The following is a 17,101-nucleotide window of genomic DNA, read 5'->3' as shown; positions in this document are numbered from 1 at the left end:
CGGCATGGAGGGGTAGACGCTATGACCTTACGGACAGCCCCCGGGAAATGGCCCCTCATCGGCCACGCCGTTCCCTTCGCCCGCAGACCGCTGGAGTTCCTCGAAGCCCAACGCTCCTGCGGCAAGGTCGTCCGGGTCCACTTGGGCAGACGTCCCACCTACATCGTCAACGACCCGGAGTTTCTCCGCCGGCTGCTGACCACCGATGCGGGCAAGGTGTCGAAGGGACTTCTGTTCGACAAACTGCGTCCACTACTGGGCAATGGCCTCCTCAACTCGGAGGGCGAGTTCCATCGCCGGCAGCGAAAGCTCATCCAGCCGGCGTTCCATCGGGAGCAGATCGCCCGCTACGTCGCGGCGATCGCCGCCGAGAGCCGAGCTGTCTCAGCGCGGTGGACTGACCGCGAAGTCGTGAGACTGGAACGGGAGACGAGTTCGCTGGTGATCGGGTCGATCACCGCCTCCCTGTTCTCCGCGGCCATCAGCGCGCACGGCGTCAGAACGATTCAAGAGTGCCTCCCCCAGGTGCTGGACGGCACATTCCGCCGCTTGATCGCATCGTCGCTGTCGCTCGACCTGCTCCCGAACCGGAGGGCGCGGCAGTTCGACACCGCCGTGGCTCGTATCCAGGAAGTGATCCGGGAGATCCTGCGATCGCGCTCGGCCGACGGCCTGCCGGCCGTCCTGCTGGCCGCGCGAGGCGAGGACGGGGAGCAGGCAATGACCGAGGACCAGCTCGTCGACGAGGTGATGACGCTGCTCATGGCGGGAACCGACACCACCGCGGGAGCCCTGAACTTCGCGTTCGACGGACTGGGCCGGAACCCGGTCGTCGAAGGGCGACTGCACGCCGAGCTCGACCGGGTACTGGCCGGGCGTACCGATGTCACCGCCGAGGATCTGCCCAAGCTGGACTACACCCGCCGCGTCGCCATGGAGGCGGTCCGGCTCGCCGCCCCGTGGCTGCTCACCCGGCGTGCCGAGGTCCCTCTCGAGTTCGGGGACGTCTCTGTTCCCGCCGGGGCCGACATTCTTTTCAGTCCGCACTCGGTGAACCGGAATCCTGACTTCCATCCCCACCCGGACCGCTTCGATCCGGACCGGTGGTTGCCCGAGCGGGTCAGGCTGCTCCCCCGCGGAGCCATGATCAGCTTCGGCATGGGGCGGCGGCAATGCATCGGCGAGTCGTTCGCACTCACCGCGATGACGGTCCACCTGGCCGGCCTGTGCGCGCGCTGGCAGCTTCGCCCCGTCGCCGGTCGACCGACCCGGCGCACTGTCACCGCCGGCATGGAACGAACCGTCGAGCTCTCGTTGATGGCCGTCGCCCGGTCCGGCCCGGCGTCCCCTTCCAGCTCCGGAGGTAGCCGGTGACCACGTACGACGAGATGATCGAGGTTCCGCCCGCGTGGTGCCCGATCCCCGGCGGCATCCATCCGCGCTGGCAGGCCCTCCACACCGATGCGGTCGGCTGGATGACCCGCCAGAAGATCTATCGCGACGAGGATCACCGCTCAAGGAATGCCGCCAGCGGCGCGGGTGAGCTGGCAGCCAGGGTCGCCTCCGATGGCACAGAGGACGCCCTGCGCGTCTACACACGTTTCCTGATGTGGCTGTTCTCCTTCGATGACGCGTACTGCAGCGAGGGCGCGTTCGGCCGGCGGCCCGAGGACCTCGTGATGGTCACCGGGCAGATGCTGCGCGTGGCCGAGACGCCGTTTCCGGACCGGATGTTCGGGGGTGACCCCTGGATCGCCGCACTCCGCGACATCCGGCTCAGCCTGGAAAGGGTGGCGAGTCCGGCTCAGGTGTCCCGGTGGGTGATGGCGTTGCGCATGTACCTCTTCGCCCAGTCCTGGGAGGCGTCCCACCGCTCGCGCGGGACCATCCCGGACCTCAACGACTACCTGGCGATGCGCATCTTCAGCGGCAGCCTCGGGGTGTGCGCGTCGCTCCTCGATGTCCTCCACGGCTGCGAGCTCCAAGCCGCCGATCTGCACCGGCCGGAGGTGCTCGCCCTGACCGAGATGATGTCGATCCTCGTCTGCGTCGACAACGACATCATGTCCTACCACAAGGAGATGAGCCGCAGCGGCGATCCCCAGCGCATCCTCGACGTCCTGATGCGCCGCGAAGGCCTCACGTTGACCGGGGCACTCGAGGCGACGGTGAGCCTGCGGGACCGCATACTCCTTCGCTACCTGGCCCTCCGGGACGACGTGACGGCCACCGCCGGTCCGGCGCTCTCGCTGTATCTCAAGGGACTGGACGGATGGATCCGCGGAAATCTCGACTGGGGTCGCGCCTCGGCGCGCTACCTCCACCCTGAAGACCCCGTCGCGCTGCCTACCGACTTCGCCGACGAACCGCGGGAGAGCAGTCGGGACCCTCTGCCCATCGCGTCCGTCGCCTGGTGGTGGGCAGTGGGCACCCGGTGACGACACTCGCCGGAGCATCCCGGCAACGGGAGGCAGCAGGCGTGGCCGCGAAGGCCGACCGCCGTTTGGTGTCCGCGCACCTGCGGGCAGCCGTCGACGCGCTGCCGGCCCCGCAGCGCGCTATCGCGGGATACCACTACGGATGGCTCGACAGCGAGGGACGACCTGCCCGGAGCGACGGCGGCAAGATGCTGCGCCCGGCCTTGGCACTGATGTCCGGCAGGGCGGTGGGCGCCCGGGCCGAAGACGTGGTTCCCGCCGCGGTCGCGGTGGAGCTCGTGCACGGATTCTCCCTGCTGCACGATGACGTGATGGACGGCGACAGGGTGCGGCATCACCGGACAGCAGCCAACCGCTGTGGATCGGCGTGCGCCGCGGCATGACGGTGTACGACGACGGCCGGAAGGACCGCGTCGGCTACAGCTGGGTGCTCGACCCGGGCAGCACCGAGTCGGTCCCGCAGTGCGTGAGCGGGGCGCCGTACGAGTGGGTGGAGACCGGCGACTTCCGGACGGTGGAATGGTTCCCCTTCCCCGGCCCACCCAGCCACTGAGGCTAACGGTCGAACCGTTCGCGACGTACGGTCGGCCGCCGTCCACGGATGGTGCTCCGCTGCAGCGACCGGATCACCTGGTCCGCGGCTGCCTCGGGCACCTCCACGAGCGCGAAGCGGTCGGTGATCTGGATCGCGCCCACGTCGCGGGCGGGCAGGCCTGCCTCACCGGTGATGGCGCCCACCAGGTCCTGCGGTCGCAGCCCGGACCGGCGGCCGAGCCCGACGAAGACCCGGGTCGTGTCGTCGCCGGACGACCGGTTGCGCGGTGTGCGAGCACGCCGGTCACCGTCGTACCGGTTGCCGGCCGCCCCGTTCTGCGAGCCCCGGCGCCGGTCCTCGCGTTCCCTCGGTAAAGCCGCCGAGGGAATCTCAGGTTCGTCGACGTCACCGCCGTTGGCGTCGTGCAGCAACTTCAGCCCGGCCAACGCCACCAGTTCGACGTCGGCATCGTCGGTGAGCAGCTCCAGGATCGGCCGGAACCGCTCCAGGTTGTCATCGTCCAGGGCCTCGCGTACGGATGTCCGCAGGAACTCCAGGCGCCGCGTCCGCAGATCCGTGACCGTGGGCAGCTTCTCCGCCTGGATCCGCTGTCCGGTGAGTCGTTCGATGGCCTTGAGCAACCGCTGCTCGCGCGGCTCCGCCAGGGTGATCGCGGCACCCTCCCGCCCCGCCCGGCCGACCCGGCCGATGCGATGCACGTACGCCTCGGGCGCCGACGGCACGTTGTAGTTGATGACGTGGGTCAGCTGCTCCACATCCAGGCCGCGGGCCGCCACATCCGTGGCGACGAGTAGTTCGGTACTACCGCCGCGCAGCCGGCCCATCACCCGGTCGCGCTGATCCTGGCTCATGCCGCCGTGCAGTGCCTCCGCACGGTATCCACGGCCGTTCAGACTCTGAGTGACCTCGTCGACCTCCTCGCGGGTACGGCAGAACACGATCGCCGCCTGAGGCGCTTCGACGTCCAGCACTCGTCCGAGAGCGGCCGTCTTGTGGGCCCGCGCGATGATGTACGCGCTCTGGCGTACCCGGGGAAGGCTGTCCGCGGGCGCCGTCTCGCGACCCATCCGGATATACAGCGGTTCACGCAGGTGCCGGCGGGCGATGGCGTCGATCCGTGGCGGCATGGTGGCCGAGAACAACACCGTCTGCCGGGCGTCGGGCGTCTCGGCGAGGATGGCCTCGATGTCTTCGGCGAAGCCCATGTCGAGCATCTCGTCGGCCTCGTCCAGCACGACGGCGCGGACCTGGCCCAGCTGCAGACTCTCCCGCTCGATGTGGTCCAGGACCCGGCCCGGCGTGCCGACGACGATGTCCACACCGCGCCGGAGGACCTGCAGCTGGCGGTTGATCGGCTGACCGCCGTACAGGGGAAGGACCCGGACGCCCAGGTCACGACCATAGCGGTGGACCGCTTGCGACACCTGCTCGGCCAGTTCCCGGGTCGGCACCAGAACCAGCGACCCGGGGCCGCCCGGCGCACCGGCCGTGAGTCCTTGAAGCAGCGGCAACGCGAAGGCCGCGGTCTTGCCGGTACCGGTCGCGGCCTGCCCGACCAGGTCCTTGCCCTCGATCAACGGAGGAATCGCCTCCCGCTGGATCGGGGTGGGCTCCTCGTACCCGAGCCCGCTCAGCGCGCGAAGCAGTTCCGGGCGCAGCCCCAACGCGCCGAAGTCCAGCGACTCTTCATCCATGACGCCAAGGATACGAAGGTGGCCCCGAGCGACATCCCCCGGCGTGAGCGCTCAGGGCCGTCCAATTCTTCGATCTTGACGGCTCAAGCTAATCCGACTAGCTTAAAGCTATAGCGATTAGCTTTGGCGTCAGGAACGGAGAGACCATGACCGAGTACTTGAGCCTCGACGGCGGCACCATCGCGTACGAGGTGACGGGTGCGGGACCTCTGGTCGTCCTGGCCCCCGGGCTGGGCAACAGCCGCGACGCCTACCGCTTCGTCGCGCCGCAGCTCGTGGCCGCCGGCTACCGGGTCGCCACGGCCGACCTGCGCGGCGCCGGTGAGTCCAGTGCGCAGTGGCCGTCGTACTCCCGTACCGATATCGCGGGTGACCTGGTCGCCCTGATCCGCCACCTCGGCGGCCCGGCCGTGCTGATCGGCCACTCGATCGCCGGCGGCGCCGCCACCATCGCGGCCGCCAGGGCGCCCGAGCTGATCACCGCAATCGTGGAGCTGGCACCGTTCACCCGCAAGCAGGCGGCGAAGCTGGGCGACCTGCGGCACGCCGGCTACCGCAAGGGCGCCTTGCGGCTGGCCGGCGCGATGATGGGCAGCCTGTCGTCCTGGCTGAGGTACCTCGACCTTGCCTACCCGGGGACCAAGCCCGCCGACTGGGCCACCGACCAGGCCCGCACCGAGGAGATGCTGCGCCGGCCGGGGCGCAGGAAGGCACTGCAAGCCATGATCAGATCCTCGCCGGCCGACGCCGGTGCCGAACTCGGCAACGTGCGGTGCCCCGTCCTGGTCATCGTAGGCTCACTGGACTACGACTGGGCCGATCCGAAGGCCGAAGGGCAGGCGATCGTGGCGGAGATGCCGGCGGGACTGAGCCGACTCGAGATGATCGACGGGGCGGGTCACTACCCGCACGCGCAGTACCCCGACCAGGTCTGCTCCCTGGTGCTGAGCTTCCTGCAGGCGAACGCCCGTGCCTAGGGCCGGCCTCGCCCAGGCGACCGTCGTGGCGGCCGGCGCGGCACTCGCCGACGAGATCGGCTTCGCCGGCCTGACCATGGGACTGCTGGCCGAGCGGGTCGGTGTCAAAACGCCGTCGCTCTACAAACACGTCGCCTCCCTCGAAGCCCTGCAGCGCAGCATCGCCCTGCAAGCCAAGCGCGAGCTCGGCGACGTCCTCGCGCGTGCCGCCGCCGGCAAGTCCGGCCCCACCGCGGTCCGCGCGTACGCCGACGCATGGCGCCGCTGGGCCCTCGACCACCCGGGCCGCTACGCCGCCACCGTCCGGGCACCCACCACCGACGCCGACGACGAAGAGGACCGCCGCGTAGCGAACGAAAGCCTGCAAGTCATGTACGACGTCGTCGCCGGATTCGGCCTGCGCGGCACCCGCGCACTCGACGCCGCCCGGGTACTGCGGTCGGCGTTGCACGGCTTCGCCACTCTCGAGAGCGCCGGCGGCTTCGGACTCCCCCGAGACGTCGACCGCAGCTTCAGCTTCCTCGTCGACACCCTCATCGCCGGCCTGCAGACCGATCAGCCGGCGATCCCGGGCGACACCGATGACGACCACCCGATCGCCCACGAAGTCTGACCCCGCTGTTTCTTCGAGAAAGCGCATTCGTACGTCACACCCGCTTTTACCCGGCCGGCGAGCGTCGCGACGACATTTGTGAACACCACTAGCCCGCCATCGCCCCGATTCCCCAGCTCCGAGCGGTCGGACGGACCCGCGAAATTGTCATAAGCCGATCTCGACGTAGGATCCGGAACCGGCTCGCAAGTCATTGCGCGGACGGAGGAACCCATGTCTCTGCTTACCAAAGCGCGTTGCCGCGCCAGCATCACGGCGGCCGTCATCGCATCAGCCGGAACATTGACCATTGCGGCGCCGGCCAACGCTGATGCGACAACGGTCCGATTCCGCAACATCGCGTCGGGCAAATGCCTGGAAAGCTTCCTGCAGTCGGACCCGCAGCGCCCGGGGTACGTCTACACCGAGCCCTGCCCGCCCCAAGGCGTCACCTGGCGCCCCATCCCGGCCACGGTGCAGGACCCGACCGTGCAGGACGCCGTGCAACTGCTCGACATCGAGGCCCACTGGTGTCTGGAGAGCAACGGCGTGGACGTCTACACCCGCCCTTGCCAGGAGGGCAACGAGATGCAGGCATGGCGGTTCGGACCGACCGGCACCATCGAGCACATCGCGCCGACCGGCTGCGTGACCGGGGATGACGACACATCATTGTTCGTCCGGTCCACCGCCTGCGCAGACAGCCCATCCCAGCAGTGGACCCGCTTCTGAGGCCGCTATCCATGCCCACGCCGAGCGGGTGCCCCGGCGCGGTTGCTACTCGTAGCAGCCGGCCCGGTCGGCGCACCGCGGCCAGCGTGCTGCCGGGCTTGATGCCCTCGGGCGTCTTCTGGTCGCCGAACGAGTCGACGCCGCCCGAGGCGTCCGTGTGGCTTCCGCAGCACCACCGGCCGAGGACGAAGCGGCACCGCCCGGTACGGCGGCGGCGTCCTCATGCCAACGGTGCCAACCCGGGCAACAGCCCGTCGGCGGCCCCCGTGATGGTAACGCCGAGGGGGTCGCCAAGATGAGCTGGTCATTTGGCTCAACCGGGGCCGGCGCCAGCCGATACCCCATCCACAGAAGGTCAGCGTCGACACACCGTGGGGGCCGGCATGCGGGGCATCCGAAGCGGTCGTCCGGCGAACGGAGACGCCTTCGCGACGTGGATCGCCACCCTTCCCCGGGTCGGCACCGGCGCCGTCGTCGGCCGTGAAAGCATCGTGCAGTCCCCGTCGCATGTACGCCCCGGCGACCTGATCATCTCCGGCGCGGAACGTTACCGAGTCGCCAGCGTCGACGCGCCCGTCCGGGACGTCGTCCAGGTGCATCTGGCTCACAGCGAACGACGCCGGTGCCTCTACCTGGAATCCTCCACCCCGGTTCGGGTCGTACGCGCCAGGCGGCGCAAACAGAAGAAGGCACCGAACCCGCCACCATGACGGCGAGCAGGTGGCCTCCAGTGCCTCGGTGAACGTCCGCAGCCGCTTGCGGAACTCCGCGTTGTGCGCCCGCGCCTTCTGCATACCGTTGAAATAGCGTCCGTTCTCGAGGGCGCGACGACGAACGTCCTACTCCTGTCCTCCGACGCCGCTACCTGGAAGCCGGGCAACCGTCCGCCGTCTCGCACGTCTCGGTGGCCGGTCGGATTGCGGTCCGGACGCGGTCGCCCGGCGCGAGCAGCATGCCCTGCGCCGCCGCGTCGGCGGGGGCGGACGTACCGGCCGCTGTCTTCACGCCGGGGTGTCCTCCCAGTAGGCAGGCGTGTCCGGTGATGTTCTCGAAGATCAGCGAACCGGCATCGCCGGTGATGCGGAGTTCGCCGATGCGGCACCACGAGGGCGGCTCACCCGTTGCAGGATCTACGTAGTCCACGCCCGCGTCGGGCAGTACCAGCGTGTACGCCGTGGCCGGAGCCTCCCGGAAGTCCGGCACCGGGGCGGTGGCCGCCGCAAAGGTGCCGACTGTGGCTCCGGCGGGCGGCGCTGCGAGCGTGATCCCCAGCGCGCCGACCGCCAGCAGCGCTCCCCGACCGATGTTGCGCATCCGCCTGCTCCCCCGAAGTCGTGCTTCCGTATGCCGAAGACGCTATGCGGATCGACGATGACCTTGCTCACCCTTCCGTGCCACTTGGAGCTCCCTTGTCCTTCTCGACCAGGATCCACGCTTGTCGGGTGTAGCGAATGCCTATCGGCATCCCGCTCGTGTTCATGATCGCTCGCACAGAGAACGAGCGAGGTCCATCAGGCATGGAGTAGTGACGGGGACCCTGGCCAAGGACTGGCCGGCCACGAATACGTCAGGAGTGTTCCCTCCGTCGCCCTTTAGGGCGTACGTTTCCCGTTCTTCCAATTGAGGATTCTCCACGACTTTATCGTCGCCTCCATGGTATTAGCTTCGATCGCCCGTCATCTCCGGCCGCGCAGGCGCCGTCTCGGACTGCTGCTCGCCGGCGTGCTCATCGCGACGGGAACACCCACGGCCGCCGTCGCGGCCACTCCGCTGGTGGCTGCGAAACCGGCCCCCTCGGTCGGCTTCGACGGCCTGGTGTACGCCACCGTGTACGCCGGCTCCACGGTGTACGTGGGCGGCAGTTTCCGAAACGCCATCGTCGACGGGCGCTCGGTGCCCCGCAAGCGGCTGGCCGCCCTCAACGCCCGTACCGGTGAACTGCTGCCCTGGGCGCCGACGACCAACGGCACCGTGTGGGGGCTGACCGCATTCGGGCAGTCGCTGTACATCACCGGCAAGTTCACCACGGTCGGTGATCAGGCACGCGGCGGCCTGGCCAGCATCAATCTGCGGACCGGCGCCGTCGGCACGCTCAAGCACACGATCAAGGGTGAGGGGCACGCGCTCGCCGCGGGCGGCGGACGGTTGTTCCTGGGCGGAGCGATCAGTGCCGTCGACGGGCGCACGCAACGCAACTTCGCGGCGTTCGACCTCGCGTCCGGTGCCCTCGACACCACGTTCGGCAGCGGCGCCGACGGCGAGGTCAAGGCACTGACGGTGGCCGGTTCCCGGCTGTACGTCGGCGGCAAGTTCAAGCGCCTCAACAACGCCGACGGCACCGTCCGGCTCGCCGCCCTCCGGCTCGCCGACGGCCGGGTCGACACGGCGTTCCGTCCCGCCACGCCGTACTTCGTCGGGGCCCTCACCGTCGCCCCTGACAAGGTGTACGCAGCGCTGGCCGGCCCGGGCGGCAGGGTGGCCGCGTACCGGCCTGACGGACAGCTGATCTGGAGCACGGTCACGGACGGCGACGTGCAAGCGATCACGCAGCTGGGCGGAGCCGTGTACGCGGGCGGGCACTTCACCGTCGCCTGCCCCGGACCGTCGCGCACAGCGACCTCATGGTGCCCGTCCAAGCTGCGCAGCCAGCCGAAGCTGGCGGCGCTGAACGCCGAGAACGGCTCGCTGCTCGCCTGGAACCCGAAGAGCAACGGCAAGTGGGGCGTGCTCAGCATGGACGTCCACCCCACCCTCGGCAGGATCGCGGTGGGCGGCGAGTTCACGGCCTTCGGCGGCCTCAGCCGTCCGCACTTCGCCCAGTTCACTTCGCCGTGTGCGTACGGATGCAACGGCCGGTCCCGGTAGCACTCGATCGATGATCACGGGGCGGTGCCGGACCTCCGGCACCGCCCCGTTTCTCTGCCAGCGCGGAAGGCGGCGAGCGGCGGCAACCCCCACTCACTGAGGCCCGGCGGCGCCAACCGGCCTTGCGGCCGTCGTGCCCAGAGCACCGTCCAGGGTGTGCCTGGACCAGCCGACGGCCGACAAGTACGTAGTGACCATGTTCTCGATGCCGACCATCTTGAGGGCGGCCGCCGGCTCTCCCTGCTCGTACGCGCGCACGACCGACAGGACCTGCCCCAGGTCGCCGATGCCGTCGGTCAAGGCTTCGGCGACCGCGCCGGACAGCGGAAGTTGCGCGATGAGGTCGTTGGTCGGCTCGGCCAGCAGATCGGCGATACCGGAGAGCAGACCGACGGTGAAGGCCGCGCCACCGTCGATTCCTGCATCCTGGGCCACGAGCTGGCACAGCCGTGCCCTGATCATGGTCGCCATCAACTGTTCCTCGGTCGCTTCGGTGAGGTCGCTGAACAGCATCAGCGTCACCCATTGCCGCACGGTCGCCATACCGAGCAGGACGGCCGCCTCCCGCACGGAGGACACCCGAGCGCTGAGCCCGGATGCGGCCGCGTTCGTCGCCTGCAGCAACCTGAAGGTGATGGCGGGGTCACGGCTGATCATGTCCACGATCTCGTCGAGATCCTGCTCGGTGGCGTTCAGGGCGGCGATCAACTGGAGGCGACCGATCCGGGTCGGCGACAGCGAGGCCTTCGACAGGATGTGCGGGCGGCCGAGGACGTGACCCTGGAAGTATTCGAAGCCCAGGTCCATCGCGCACTGAAGCTGGTCTTCTGTCTCGAGTCGCTCCGCGATCAACTGTAGATGGGGAAACATGCGGCAGTGCCGCACCGTTTCGGCGATCTCGGCGGCTTGCGCGTCCAACATGTCGATCTTGACGAAGGTGACCATCTCGAGCAGTCGTTCGCTCTCCGTACCCCAGACGAAGTCGTCGAACGCGACTGTGAAACCTCTGTCGACCAGCGATCGGACCCCGTCAACGACCGCGTCGTCCACGTGAACCGTTTCGATGATCTCGAGGACGGCCTGGTTGGCGTCGAACGGTACCGGCAGGTCGCCGACGAGGAACTCCCGGGTGACGTTCACGAAGCAGGCCTTCGAGCCCGCGAGCTCGGCCAGGCCGAACTCGGTGAACGCGGCGATGATCACCCGGCTCGTCGCCCGCGCGGTTCGTTGCGACGCGTCCTCCGCGTCCGAGGCGTCACGAAACAGCAGTTCGTAGGCGATCACGTCGCCGGAGCGGTCATAGATCGGTTGACGGCCCACATGGACGAACCGAGTCTCGTCACCGTTGGCGGCAGCCGCATATGTCATATACCGACCGTATGCCTGCGAACCCCCTGCGGGTCAGGCTCCCGAAATCTCGACACCTCGGTGTGAGGTAGAACAGGTCACCGCTCCCCGCGACAACGCCCGTTCGCCAAGCAGGAGCCGGGCAGCCGAGATGATCGCGGCGAGTTCGCGGATTTCCCGGCGCGCTGTGGTGTCGCAACAGCGCCGCGCCAGGTGGCCTCGCCATGGCGTCCGGAGACCAGAGACTCCTGACAAAAGTTGCCGACCGGCACGGTTTCGCCGACTCCCGAAGCATGGGCCTGATGAGGCCCCGGGTCTCGGCCGTCGGCGGCGCTCAGTGCCGCAGCTTCCGTAGCCGCACGAGCAGCTCGGCGGGATCGTCGGCGGCCCTGCACGGCGAGCACGTGCTCGATGAGGTCGGCGGCGGACAACTACCGGTCGACAACGGCAGGGGTGAGGGCGATGACGATGCCGGCGGCGACGCCGGGTCGACGCCCGAGCCTGTCGCGGACCGTGCGCCGGGAACCAAGGGACGCGCTGTTGCAGTTGATTCTGAAAAATCGACTTAAGTACGCTGCGCGCATGTCATATGTGGTCCCGCCGACCCGCGTGGCGGCCGTGGTCCGTCAGCTGCGCCACGAGATCGTCACCGGCGAGCTCGCGCCCGGCACGCTCATCAAGGATGCGGAGGTCGCGGCCCGTCTCGGCGTCAGCATCACACCGGTGCGCGAGGCGATCGCCCAGTTGTCCGTCGAGGGCCTGATCGACATAGCCCCGAACCGCGCCCGGCGTGTGACCCGCATGACGCGCAAGAGAACGCTCGAGCTGATCGACGTGATGGCCGTGCTGGCTTGCGCCGGTTTCGAGCGGGGAATCGACAATCTCGTCCCTTCGGACCTCGAACTCATGCGCCGGAGGCACCGTGAGTACCTTGTGGCGCTGGAAGCGGGGAACACGGTGACCGCCACGGCCGCCGCCGCGGACTTCGGCAACATCGTCATCACGGCCAGCGGCAACCGGGAGCTGCAGTCCTTACGCGACTTCGCAGTGGCTCGCACCAGGCGCATCGCGCCGTGGGGCGTCGACAGCCCTCTGTGGTCCATCGTTGCCCAGAGCCACGAGGCAATCCTGCAACTCCTCGAGGACGGTGAGAAGCAGGCAGCGTTGCAGCGATACCAGGGGATCTACGCCGACTACCGCGCGCTGGCCGAGCAGGCCCCGTTCGACGCCGAGGACGCCGTCCATCCGTGAAAGTCCATCGGAACCCACACAAGACTCCATGGCGGCGATGCCGCCTGGCAGCCCGGCGTCCGACGGCCGTCGTGGCTCAGCCACCGCCCTGAGCTGTCGCGGTGAGTCAGCCCGGTTGGCGCTCGCGGAGCGATGCTGAGGGTGCCGTCAGGAACGCGCGGAACCCGCTTCGGTGAAGGTGTCCAGGCCATCCGCACAGCTCTGCCGGACGAGCTCACGGTGCCCGGCGACGGCGCCCGGCTACGTCAGGTCCTCGACCACCTGCTCGACAACGCCATCAAGTACAGCCCCGACCAGGCAACCGTCACCGTCACCCTGAACAACCGCGACAACGCAGCGGAGCTCACCATCACCAACCCCGGCGCACCCGCCGAGGAACAGGACCGCTTGCTCCGCAGGCTGTACCGCGGTAGCAACGCCCGCCACCAAGGCATCCCCGGCAACGGCCTCGGACTCACCCTCAGCCGCGCCGTCATCGACCGCCACCACGGCACCCTCAGCATCAAGCCGAACCCACCCACCGGCACGAGCGTCACCGTGCGCCTGCCCCCCCATCCCGCATGCTGACCGCGCAGTGCCTTGACGAACGACCGACCACGCAGCCGGCGGGTGTCACCGCCCTGGCAAGGTGAAGTCCATGAGCAGAATGGGCACCGTGCGGATCGCCGGCATCGTGCTGCTCGTCGCCCTCTCGCTACTGGCAGCCGCCTGGTGGGGGCAACGGCGTCTCATCTACTTCCCCGACCGCAGCACACCGGCGGCTCCCAAGCCCTTCCAGGCCGTTTCATTGCGCACCGAGGACGGCCTGACGCTCACCGCTTGGCTGTGGCGTCCGTCCCGTGTCGACCGTGAGACGGCGGTGCTGGTCACGCCCGGCAATGCGGGCCACCGCGGCTACCGGGTGCCGCTGGCCACCGCGCTCGGCGATGCCGGGTTCACCGTGCTCCTGCTGGATTACCGCGGGTACGGCGGGAACCCGGGTACGCCCAGCCAGAACGGCCTGGCCGACGATGCTCGCGCGGCCCGGGCATACCTCGATGACGCCGGCTTCGGCGACGACCGGACCGTGTACTTCGGCGAGAGTCTCGGGGCGGCCGTCGCGGTCGCACTGGCCGTCGAACGACCGCCGGCGGCGCTGGTGCTGCGCTCGCCGTTCACCGACCTGGCGGCGGCCGGGCGGGCGCACTACCCCTGGCTGCCGGTGGGCCTGCTGCTGCGTGACCGCTTCCCGGTCGCGGACCTGCTGCCGACGGTACGGGTGCCGACCACGGTGATCTACGGCAGCGCAGACACAGTCGTCCCGCCGGAACAGAGCCGTGCCGTCGCCGAACGCGCCGGCGGACCGGTGCGAGTGGTGCGCCTCGACGGGGCCGACCACAACGACCCGCTGCTCACGCACGGCCCGCAGGTGATCAACGCCGTCACGGAAGGCGCAGCCGACCGTTAATGCGCCCGTGCCGCCGCGGCCGGTGCCGCGTGGCGGCGTCGTCCCAGCACGGCCAACGTCGGGGGCAGGAGCAGAGCCAGCGCGACGATCGACCACAGGACGATGTTGATCGGTCCGCTGAGCAGGATCGACGGGTCGCCCTCGGAGATGGCCAGGGCACGCCGCAGTTGCTGTTCGGCCAGCGGCCCGAGGATCATCGCGATGACGGCGGGCGCCACCGGGACGTCGGCGAGCCGCATGAGCAGGCCCAGCAGCCCCAGGAGGTAGAGCAGGATCAGGTCGGTCGTGGTGCCGCCGGCGGCGAAGGTGCCGAGGGTGGCGAAGACCAGCACGCCGGCGTAGATCCCGTACGCGGGGATGGTCAGCATCCGGGCCCATATCTTGACCAGCGGCAGGTTGAGCACCAGCAGCATGAGGTTGCCGATGTACAGGCTGGCCAGCAGTGCCCAGACCAGCGGTCCCGACTCGGAGAACAGCTGCGGTCCCGGTTGCAGGCCGTACGACTGGAACGCGGTGAGGATCACGGCGGCGGTGGCCGACGTGGGCAGCCCGATCGTGAGCAGGGGCACCAGCACGCCCGCCGCCGCGGCGTTGTTCGCCGCCTCCGGCCCGGCCAGTCCCTCGATCGCCCCCTGGCCGAACTCGTTCTTGTGCTTGGACAGGCGCCGTTCAAGGCTGTAGCTGAGGAAGGTGGGGACGTCGGCGCCGCCGGCCGGCAGGCTGCCGATCGGGAAACCGAGCGCCGTGCCGCGCAGCCACGCCGGCCAGGAACGACGCAGGTCGGCGCGGGACAGCACCGCCCGGCCGCGGACCGGTTCGACCGTAGCGCTGCCGGTGCCGGCCAGCAGGTGGCCGAACGTCTCGCCGAGCGCGAACAGCGCCACGACCAGGATGACGACGTCGATGCCGTCGAGCATGGCGGGTACGCCGAACGACAGCCGGGGCTGCCCGGTCTGCGCGTCGATGCCGACCAGCCCGACGGCGAGCCCGATGGCGAGGCTGGCGAAGCCCTTGACCAGGTTCGGTCCGAGCAGGGCCGCGACGGTGACGAACGCGACCGCCATCAGGGCCACGTACTCGGGTGGGCCGAAGGTGAGGGCCAAGTCGGCGACGACCGGGGCGAGGAAGGTGAGGCCCAGGGTGCCGATCGTGCCGGCGACGAAGCTGCCGATGGCGGCCGTCGCGAGCGCGGCCGCCGCCCGGCCGGCCCTCGCCATCTTGTTGCCCTCCAGCGCCGACATCATCGATGCCGTCTCGCCCGGTGTGTTGAGCAGGATGGAGGTGGTGGAGCCGCCGTACATGCCGCCGTAGTAGATGCCCGCGAACATGATCAGCGCGCTGGCCGGATCGAGCCGGAACGTGATGGGCAGCAGCATCGCCACGGTCAGAGCGGGACCGATGCCGGGCAGGACCCCGACCGCGGTGCCGATGGTGACCCCGATGAACGCCCACAGCAGGTTCGCCGGGGTCAGCGCGTCGCCGAAGCCCTGCACCAGGGACTGCACCTGATCCATGTCAGAACCCCCACGGACCGGCCGGCAGGGCGAGCCCGATGAGGCGGTCGAAGACCAGGAACACCACCCCGGCGAGCGTCCAGCCGTAGGCGGCGGTGCGGGCCGGGTGCGGCGCGCCGAGCAGCAGTGCGGCGCCGGTGAACAGCAGCGCGGACGCGACGACGTAGCCGACGAACGGCAGCACGACGGCGAAGGCGACGAGCAGGGCCACCATCGCCGCCAGGCGCAGCAGCCGCCGGTGCGGCAGCTCCTGCGGTGCGGTTGCGGTGCGCAGGTGGCGGCCGGCCTGCAACACCAGCAGCGCTCCGAGCACGCCCAGCAGGATGCCGACCGCGGTCGGCGCCACAGCGGGACCGACGACCTCGTCACTGGGCCGCAGTCCGGCGGCGTCGACCAGGACGACGACCGCCCCGATCATCATCACGACGCCCAGCGCCGCCGACGCCAGCAGCGTGCCGCGGTCGTGCTCGCCGTGCGCCGGGAGGGCATCCTCGGCCTCCTCGGACAGGGTGGCGTGGGCGACCATCGGCATGGACGGGGCGAGCGGATCGGGCTCGACGAGGTCCGACCCGGCCAGGTCGGAGCGGAGCGGACGCGGCTCGGCAGGCGGATCACTCACGGCGCTCACCCGATTCCCATCTCCGTCAGTACCTGTGCGATGCGGCGCTCTTCGGCTTGCAGGAACGCGGCGAACGGTGGACCGGCCAGCGTGGCGTCGAGCCAGCCGCGGCGCTGCAGCGTCTCCGCCCAGGCCTCGGTCCGGGTCATCTGCACGATGAGGTCCTCCAGCGTGCGCTTCTCAGCCTCGGTGATGCCCGCCGGAGCCACCACCGCGCGCCAGTTCTCCAGCTCGACGTCCACGCCCGACTCGCGCAGGGTGGGCACGTCGGGCAGAGCGGGCAGCCGCTGCGGACTCGACACGGCCAGCGCCCGGATGTTGCCCGCCCTGATCTGCGGCGCCAGCTCGGACACCCCCGACACCGCCGCGGTCGCCCGCCCGGACAACACCGTGGTCAGTGCCTCGCCGCCACCAGAGTGGGCGATGTAGTTCGTCTTCGCCGGGTCGCCACCCACCGCGCGGGCCACCAGGCCGGCCAGGATGGTCTCCACTCCCCCGGCCGAGCCGCCGGCGATCGAGACCGACCGCAGATCGCGGCGCATCCGCGCGGCGAGGTCCTGCATCGTTGCCACCGGCGAGTCCTTGGCCACGACGATCACCTCGTAGTCGGTGGTCAACCGTGCCAGCGGCGTGGTCTGGGCCAGCGTCACCGGCGAGTCGTTGCTCTCGATCGCGCCGACCATGACCAGTCCCATGACCATCAGCTCGGTGGGCTGACCCTTCAGCCGTGCGTACTGGCTCAGGCCGACGGTGCCACCGGCGCCGCCGACGTTGTAGACCTCGGTACGCCCGACGAGGTCGCGCAGGGCGGTCTGCATCTCCCGCGCGGTCTGGTCCCAGCCGCCGCCGGGCGACGCGGGCGCCATGATGCGCAGCTGCCGTCCGTTGAGCAGGTCCCGAGCGCCCGCGGCGCCCGGCGCCCGGGCGGACGCCAGAGTGGTGACGATCAGGACTGCGGTGACCAAGGCGGCGGCGACGAACGGCCCGATGCTGCCGAGGCGGCGCCGCACGCGTCGATCGTTGGACGACTCCTGCATGGACGATCACCCCTGAACAGCGTTGTCGTCTC

Annotated in this window: 18 protein-coding genes; 12 read left to right on the top strand and 6 right to left on the bottom strand. The window is 69.8% G+C overall.

Annotated elements, in window-relative coordinates; all coding sequences use genetic code 11:
- The first annotated feature begins 21 nt into the window (after positions 1 to 21).
- Genes AB0J80_RS32030 through AB0J80_RS32015 form a run of 4 tightly spaced genes read left to right on the top strand, consistent with a single transcriptional unit; the run spans position 22 to position 2,991 of the window.
- A complete protein-coding gene (locus AB0J80_RS32030) occupies positions 22 to 1,374 on the top strand; it encodes a cytochrome P450 (protein WP_364712490.1) in 1,353 nt (450 codons plus the stop codon).
- Entirely contained in the window at positions 1,371 to 2,438 is a 1,068-nt protein-coding gene (locus AB0J80_RS32025) for a hypothetical protein (RefSeq protein WP_364712487.1), read from the top strand. The genes AB0J80_RS32030 and AB0J80_RS32025 overlap by 4 nt, the downstream gene beginning before the upstream one ends.
- A gap of 41 nt (positions 2,439 to 2,479) precedes the next feature.
- The gene (locus AB0J80_RS32020) at positions 2,480 to 2,821 is read left to right on the top strand and encodes a polyprenyl synthetase family protein (protein WP_364712485.1); all 342 of its coding nucleotides are present in this window, start codon (positions 2,480 to 2,482) and stop codon (positions 2,819 to 2,821) included.
- Entirely contained in the window at positions 2,818 to 2,991 is a 174-nt protein-coding gene (locus AB0J80_RS32015; RefSeq protein WP_364712482.1) for a hypothetical protein, read from the top strand. The genes AB0J80_RS32020 and AB0J80_RS32015 overlap by 4 nt, the downstream gene beginning before the upstream one ends.
- A 2-nt stretch (positions 2,992 to 2,993) precedes the next feature.
- Here the strand turns inward: AB0J80_RS32015 and AB0J80_RS32010 are convergent, their stop codons facing one another.
- On the bottom strand, positions 2,994 to 4,688 hold the full coding sequence (locus AB0J80_RS32010; RefSeq protein ID WP_364712479.1) for a DEAD/DEAH box helicase: 1,695 nt from the start codon (positions 4,686 to 4,688) through the stop codon (positions 2,994 to 2,996).
- Between the two features lie 146 nt (positions 4,689 to 4,834).
- On the opposite strand from AB0J80_RS32010, the gene AB0J80_RS32005 reads away from it, so the two are divergent.
- The 4 genes from AB0J80_RS32005 (at position 4,835) to AB0J80_RS31990 (ending at position 7,699) form a co-directional block, all read left to right on the top strand.
- Positions 4,835 to 5,665, top strand: coding sequence for an alpha/beta hydrolase (locus AB0J80_RS32005; RefSeq protein WP_364712475.1), 831 nt, complete (start codon positions 4,835 to 4,837; stop codon positions 5,663 to 5,665).
- Positions 5,658 to 6,278: a WHG domain-containing protein gene (locus AB0J80_RS32000; RefSeq protein WP_364712472.1), complete on the top strand. Its 621-nt coding sequence runs from the start codon at positions 5,658 to 5,660 to the stop codon at positions 6,276 to 6,278. Before AB0J80_RS32005 ends, AB0J80_RS32000 begins: the two co-directional genes overlap by 8 nt.
- A 213-nt stretch (positions 6,279 to 6,491) precedes the next feature.
- Positions 6,492 to 6,989, top strand: a complete 498-nt coding sequence (locus AB0J80_RS31995) for a ricin-type beta-trefoil lectin domain protein (protein ID WP_364712470.1) — start codon at positions 6,492 to 6,494, stop codon at positions 6,987 to 6,989.
- Between the two features lie 383 nt (positions 6,990 to 7,372).
- The gene (locus AB0J80_RS31990; RefSeq protein WP_364712467.1) at positions 7,373 to 7,699 is read left to right on the top strand and encodes a hypothetical protein; all 327 of its coding nucleotides are present in this window, start codon (positions 7,373 to 7,375) and stop codon (positions 7,697 to 7,699) included.
- A 151-nt stretch (positions 7,700 to 7,850) separates the two neighbouring features.
- Here the strand turns inward: AB0J80_RS31990 and AB0J80_RS31985 are convergent, their stop codons facing one another.
- A complete protein-coding gene (locus AB0J80_RS31985; RefSeq protein WP_364712464.1) occupies positions 7,851 to 8,303 on the bottom strand; it encodes a hypothetical protein in 453 nt (150 codons plus the stop codon).
- 339 nt (positions 8,304 to 8,642) lie between these two features.
- Between AB0J80_RS31985 and AB0J80_RS31980 the strand changes: the two genes are divergently transcribed.
- On the top strand, positions 8,643 to 9,854 hold the full coding sequence (locus tag AB0J80_RS31980; RefSeq protein WP_364712461.1) for a hypothetical protein: 1,212 nt from the start codon (positions 8,643 to 8,645) through the stop codon (positions 9,852 to 9,854).
- A 93-nt stretch (positions 9,855 to 9,947) separates the two neighbouring features.
- On the opposite strand, the gene AB0J80_RS31975 is transcribed toward AB0J80_RS31980, so the two are convergent.
- A complete protein-coding gene (locus AB0J80_RS31975) occupies positions 9,948 to 10,994 on the bottom strand; it encodes an HDOD domain-containing protein (RefSeq protein WP_364712458.1) in 1,047 nt (348 codons plus the stop codon).
- A 669-nt stretch (positions 10,995 to 11,663) separates the two neighbouring features.
- Between AB0J80_RS31975 and AB0J80_RS31970 the strand changes: the two genes are divergently transcribed.
- From AB0J80_RS31970 to AB0J80_RS31960, 3 genes are all read left to right on the top strand, one after another.
- Positions 11,664 to 12,452: a GntR family transcriptional regulator gene (locus AB0J80_RS31970; protein ID WP_364712455.1), complete on the top strand. Its 789-nt coding sequence runs from the start codon at positions 11,664 to 11,666 to the stop codon at positions 12,450 to 12,452.
- A gap of 141 nt (positions 12,453 to 12,593) precedes the next feature.
- A complete protein-coding gene (locus AB0J80_RS31965) occupies positions 12,594 to 13,019 on the top strand; it encodes an ATP-binding protein (protein ID WP_364712452.1) in 426 nt (141 codons plus the stop codon).
- Positions 13,020 to 13,089: 70 nt separating this feature from the next.
- Positions 13,090 to 13,899 (top strand): alpha/beta hydrolase, encoded by an 810-nt coding sequence (locus AB0J80_RS31960; protein WP_364712449.1) that lies wholly within the window; start codon positions 13,090 to 13,092, stop codon positions 13,897 to 13,899.
- Here the strand turns inward: AB0J80_RS31960 and AB0J80_RS31955 are convergent.
- The 3 genes from AB0J80_RS31955 to AB0J80_RS31945 are packed head-to-tail and all read right to left on the bottom strand — an operon-like array spanning position 13,896 to position 17,069.
- Entirely contained in the window at positions 13,896 to 15,413 is a 1,518-nt protein-coding gene (locus AB0J80_RS31955; protein WP_364712447.1) for a tripartite tricarboxylate transporter permease, read from the bottom strand. The two genes, AB0J80_RS31960 and AB0J80_RS31955, sit on opposite strands and share 4 nt — an antisense overlap.
- Before the next feature lies 1 nt (position 15,414).
- Entirely contained in the window at positions 15,415 to 16,032 is a 618-nt protein-coding gene (locus AB0J80_RS31950) for a tripartite tricarboxylate transporter TctB family protein (RefSeq protein WP_364712444.1), read from the bottom strand.
- Between the two features lie 5 nt (positions 16,033 to 16,037).
- Positions 16,038 to 17,069, bottom strand: a complete 1,032-nt coding sequence (locus tag AB0J80_RS31945) for a tripartite tricarboxylate transporter substrate-binding protein (protein ID WP_364712441.1) — start codon at positions 17,067 to 17,069, stop codon at positions 16,038 to 16,040.
- Between the last annotated feature and the right edge of the window lie 32 nt (positions 17,070 to 17,101).

It is taken from the genome of Actinoplanes sp. NPDC049548 (assembly GCF_040676695.1).
GTDB lineage: Bacteria > Actinomycetota > Actinomycetes > Mycobacteriales > Micromonosporaceae > Actinoplanes.
The sequence above is the reverse complement of the archived record's forward strand: the minus strand, read 5'-3'. Positions and strand labels throughout refer to the sequence as shown.

Coding starts and splice junctions, on each gene's coding strand:
- AB0J80_RS31990 (WP_364712467.1), top strand. CDS start 7,373: ATGCGGGGCATCCGAAGCGGTCGTCCGGCGAACGGAGACGCCTTCGCG.
- AB0J80_RS31980 (WP_364712461.1), top strand. CDS start 8,643: ATGGTATTAGCTTCGATCGCCCGTCATCTCCGGCCGCGCAGGCGCCGT.
- AB0J80_RS32030 (WP_364712490.1), top strand. CDS start 22: ATGACCTTACGGACAGCCCCCGGGAAATGGCCCCTCATCGGCCACGCC.
- AB0J80_RS32005 (WP_364712475.1), top strand. CDS start 4,835: ATGACCGAGTACTTGAGCCTCGACGGCGGCACCATCGCGTACGAGGTG.
- AB0J80_RS31970 (WP_364712455.1), top strand. CDS start 11,664: ATGACGATGCCGGCGGCGACGCCGGGTCGACGCCCGAGCCTGTCGCGG.
- AB0J80_RS31995 (WP_364712470.1), top strand. CDS start 6,492: ATGTCTCTGCTTACCAAAGCGCGTTGCCGCGCCAGCATCACGGCGGCC.
- AB0J80_RS31945 (WP_364712441.1), bottom strand. CDS start 17,069: ATGCAGGAGTCGTCCAACGATCGACGCGTGCGGCGCCGCCTCGGCAGC.
- AB0J80_RS31960 (WP_364712449.1), top strand. CDS start 13,090: ATGAGCAGAATGGGCACCGTGCGGATCGCCGGCATCGTGCTGCTCGTC.
- AB0J80_RS31985 (WP_364712464.1), bottom strand. CDS start 8,303: ATGCGCAACATCGGTCGGGGAGCGCTGCTGGCGGTCGGCGCGCTGGGG.
- AB0J80_RS32010 (WP_364712479.1), bottom strand. CDS start 4,688: ATGGATGAAGAGTCGCTGGACTTCGGCGCGTTGGGGCTGCGCCCGGAA.
- AB0J80_RS32015 (WP_364712482.1), top strand. CDS start 2,818: ATGACGGTGTACGACGACGGCCGGAAGGACCGCGTCGGCTACAGCTGG.
- AB0J80_RS31955 (WP_364712447.1), bottom strand. CDS start 15,413: ATGGATCAGGTGCAGTCCCTGGTGCAGGGCTTCGGCGACGCGCTGACC.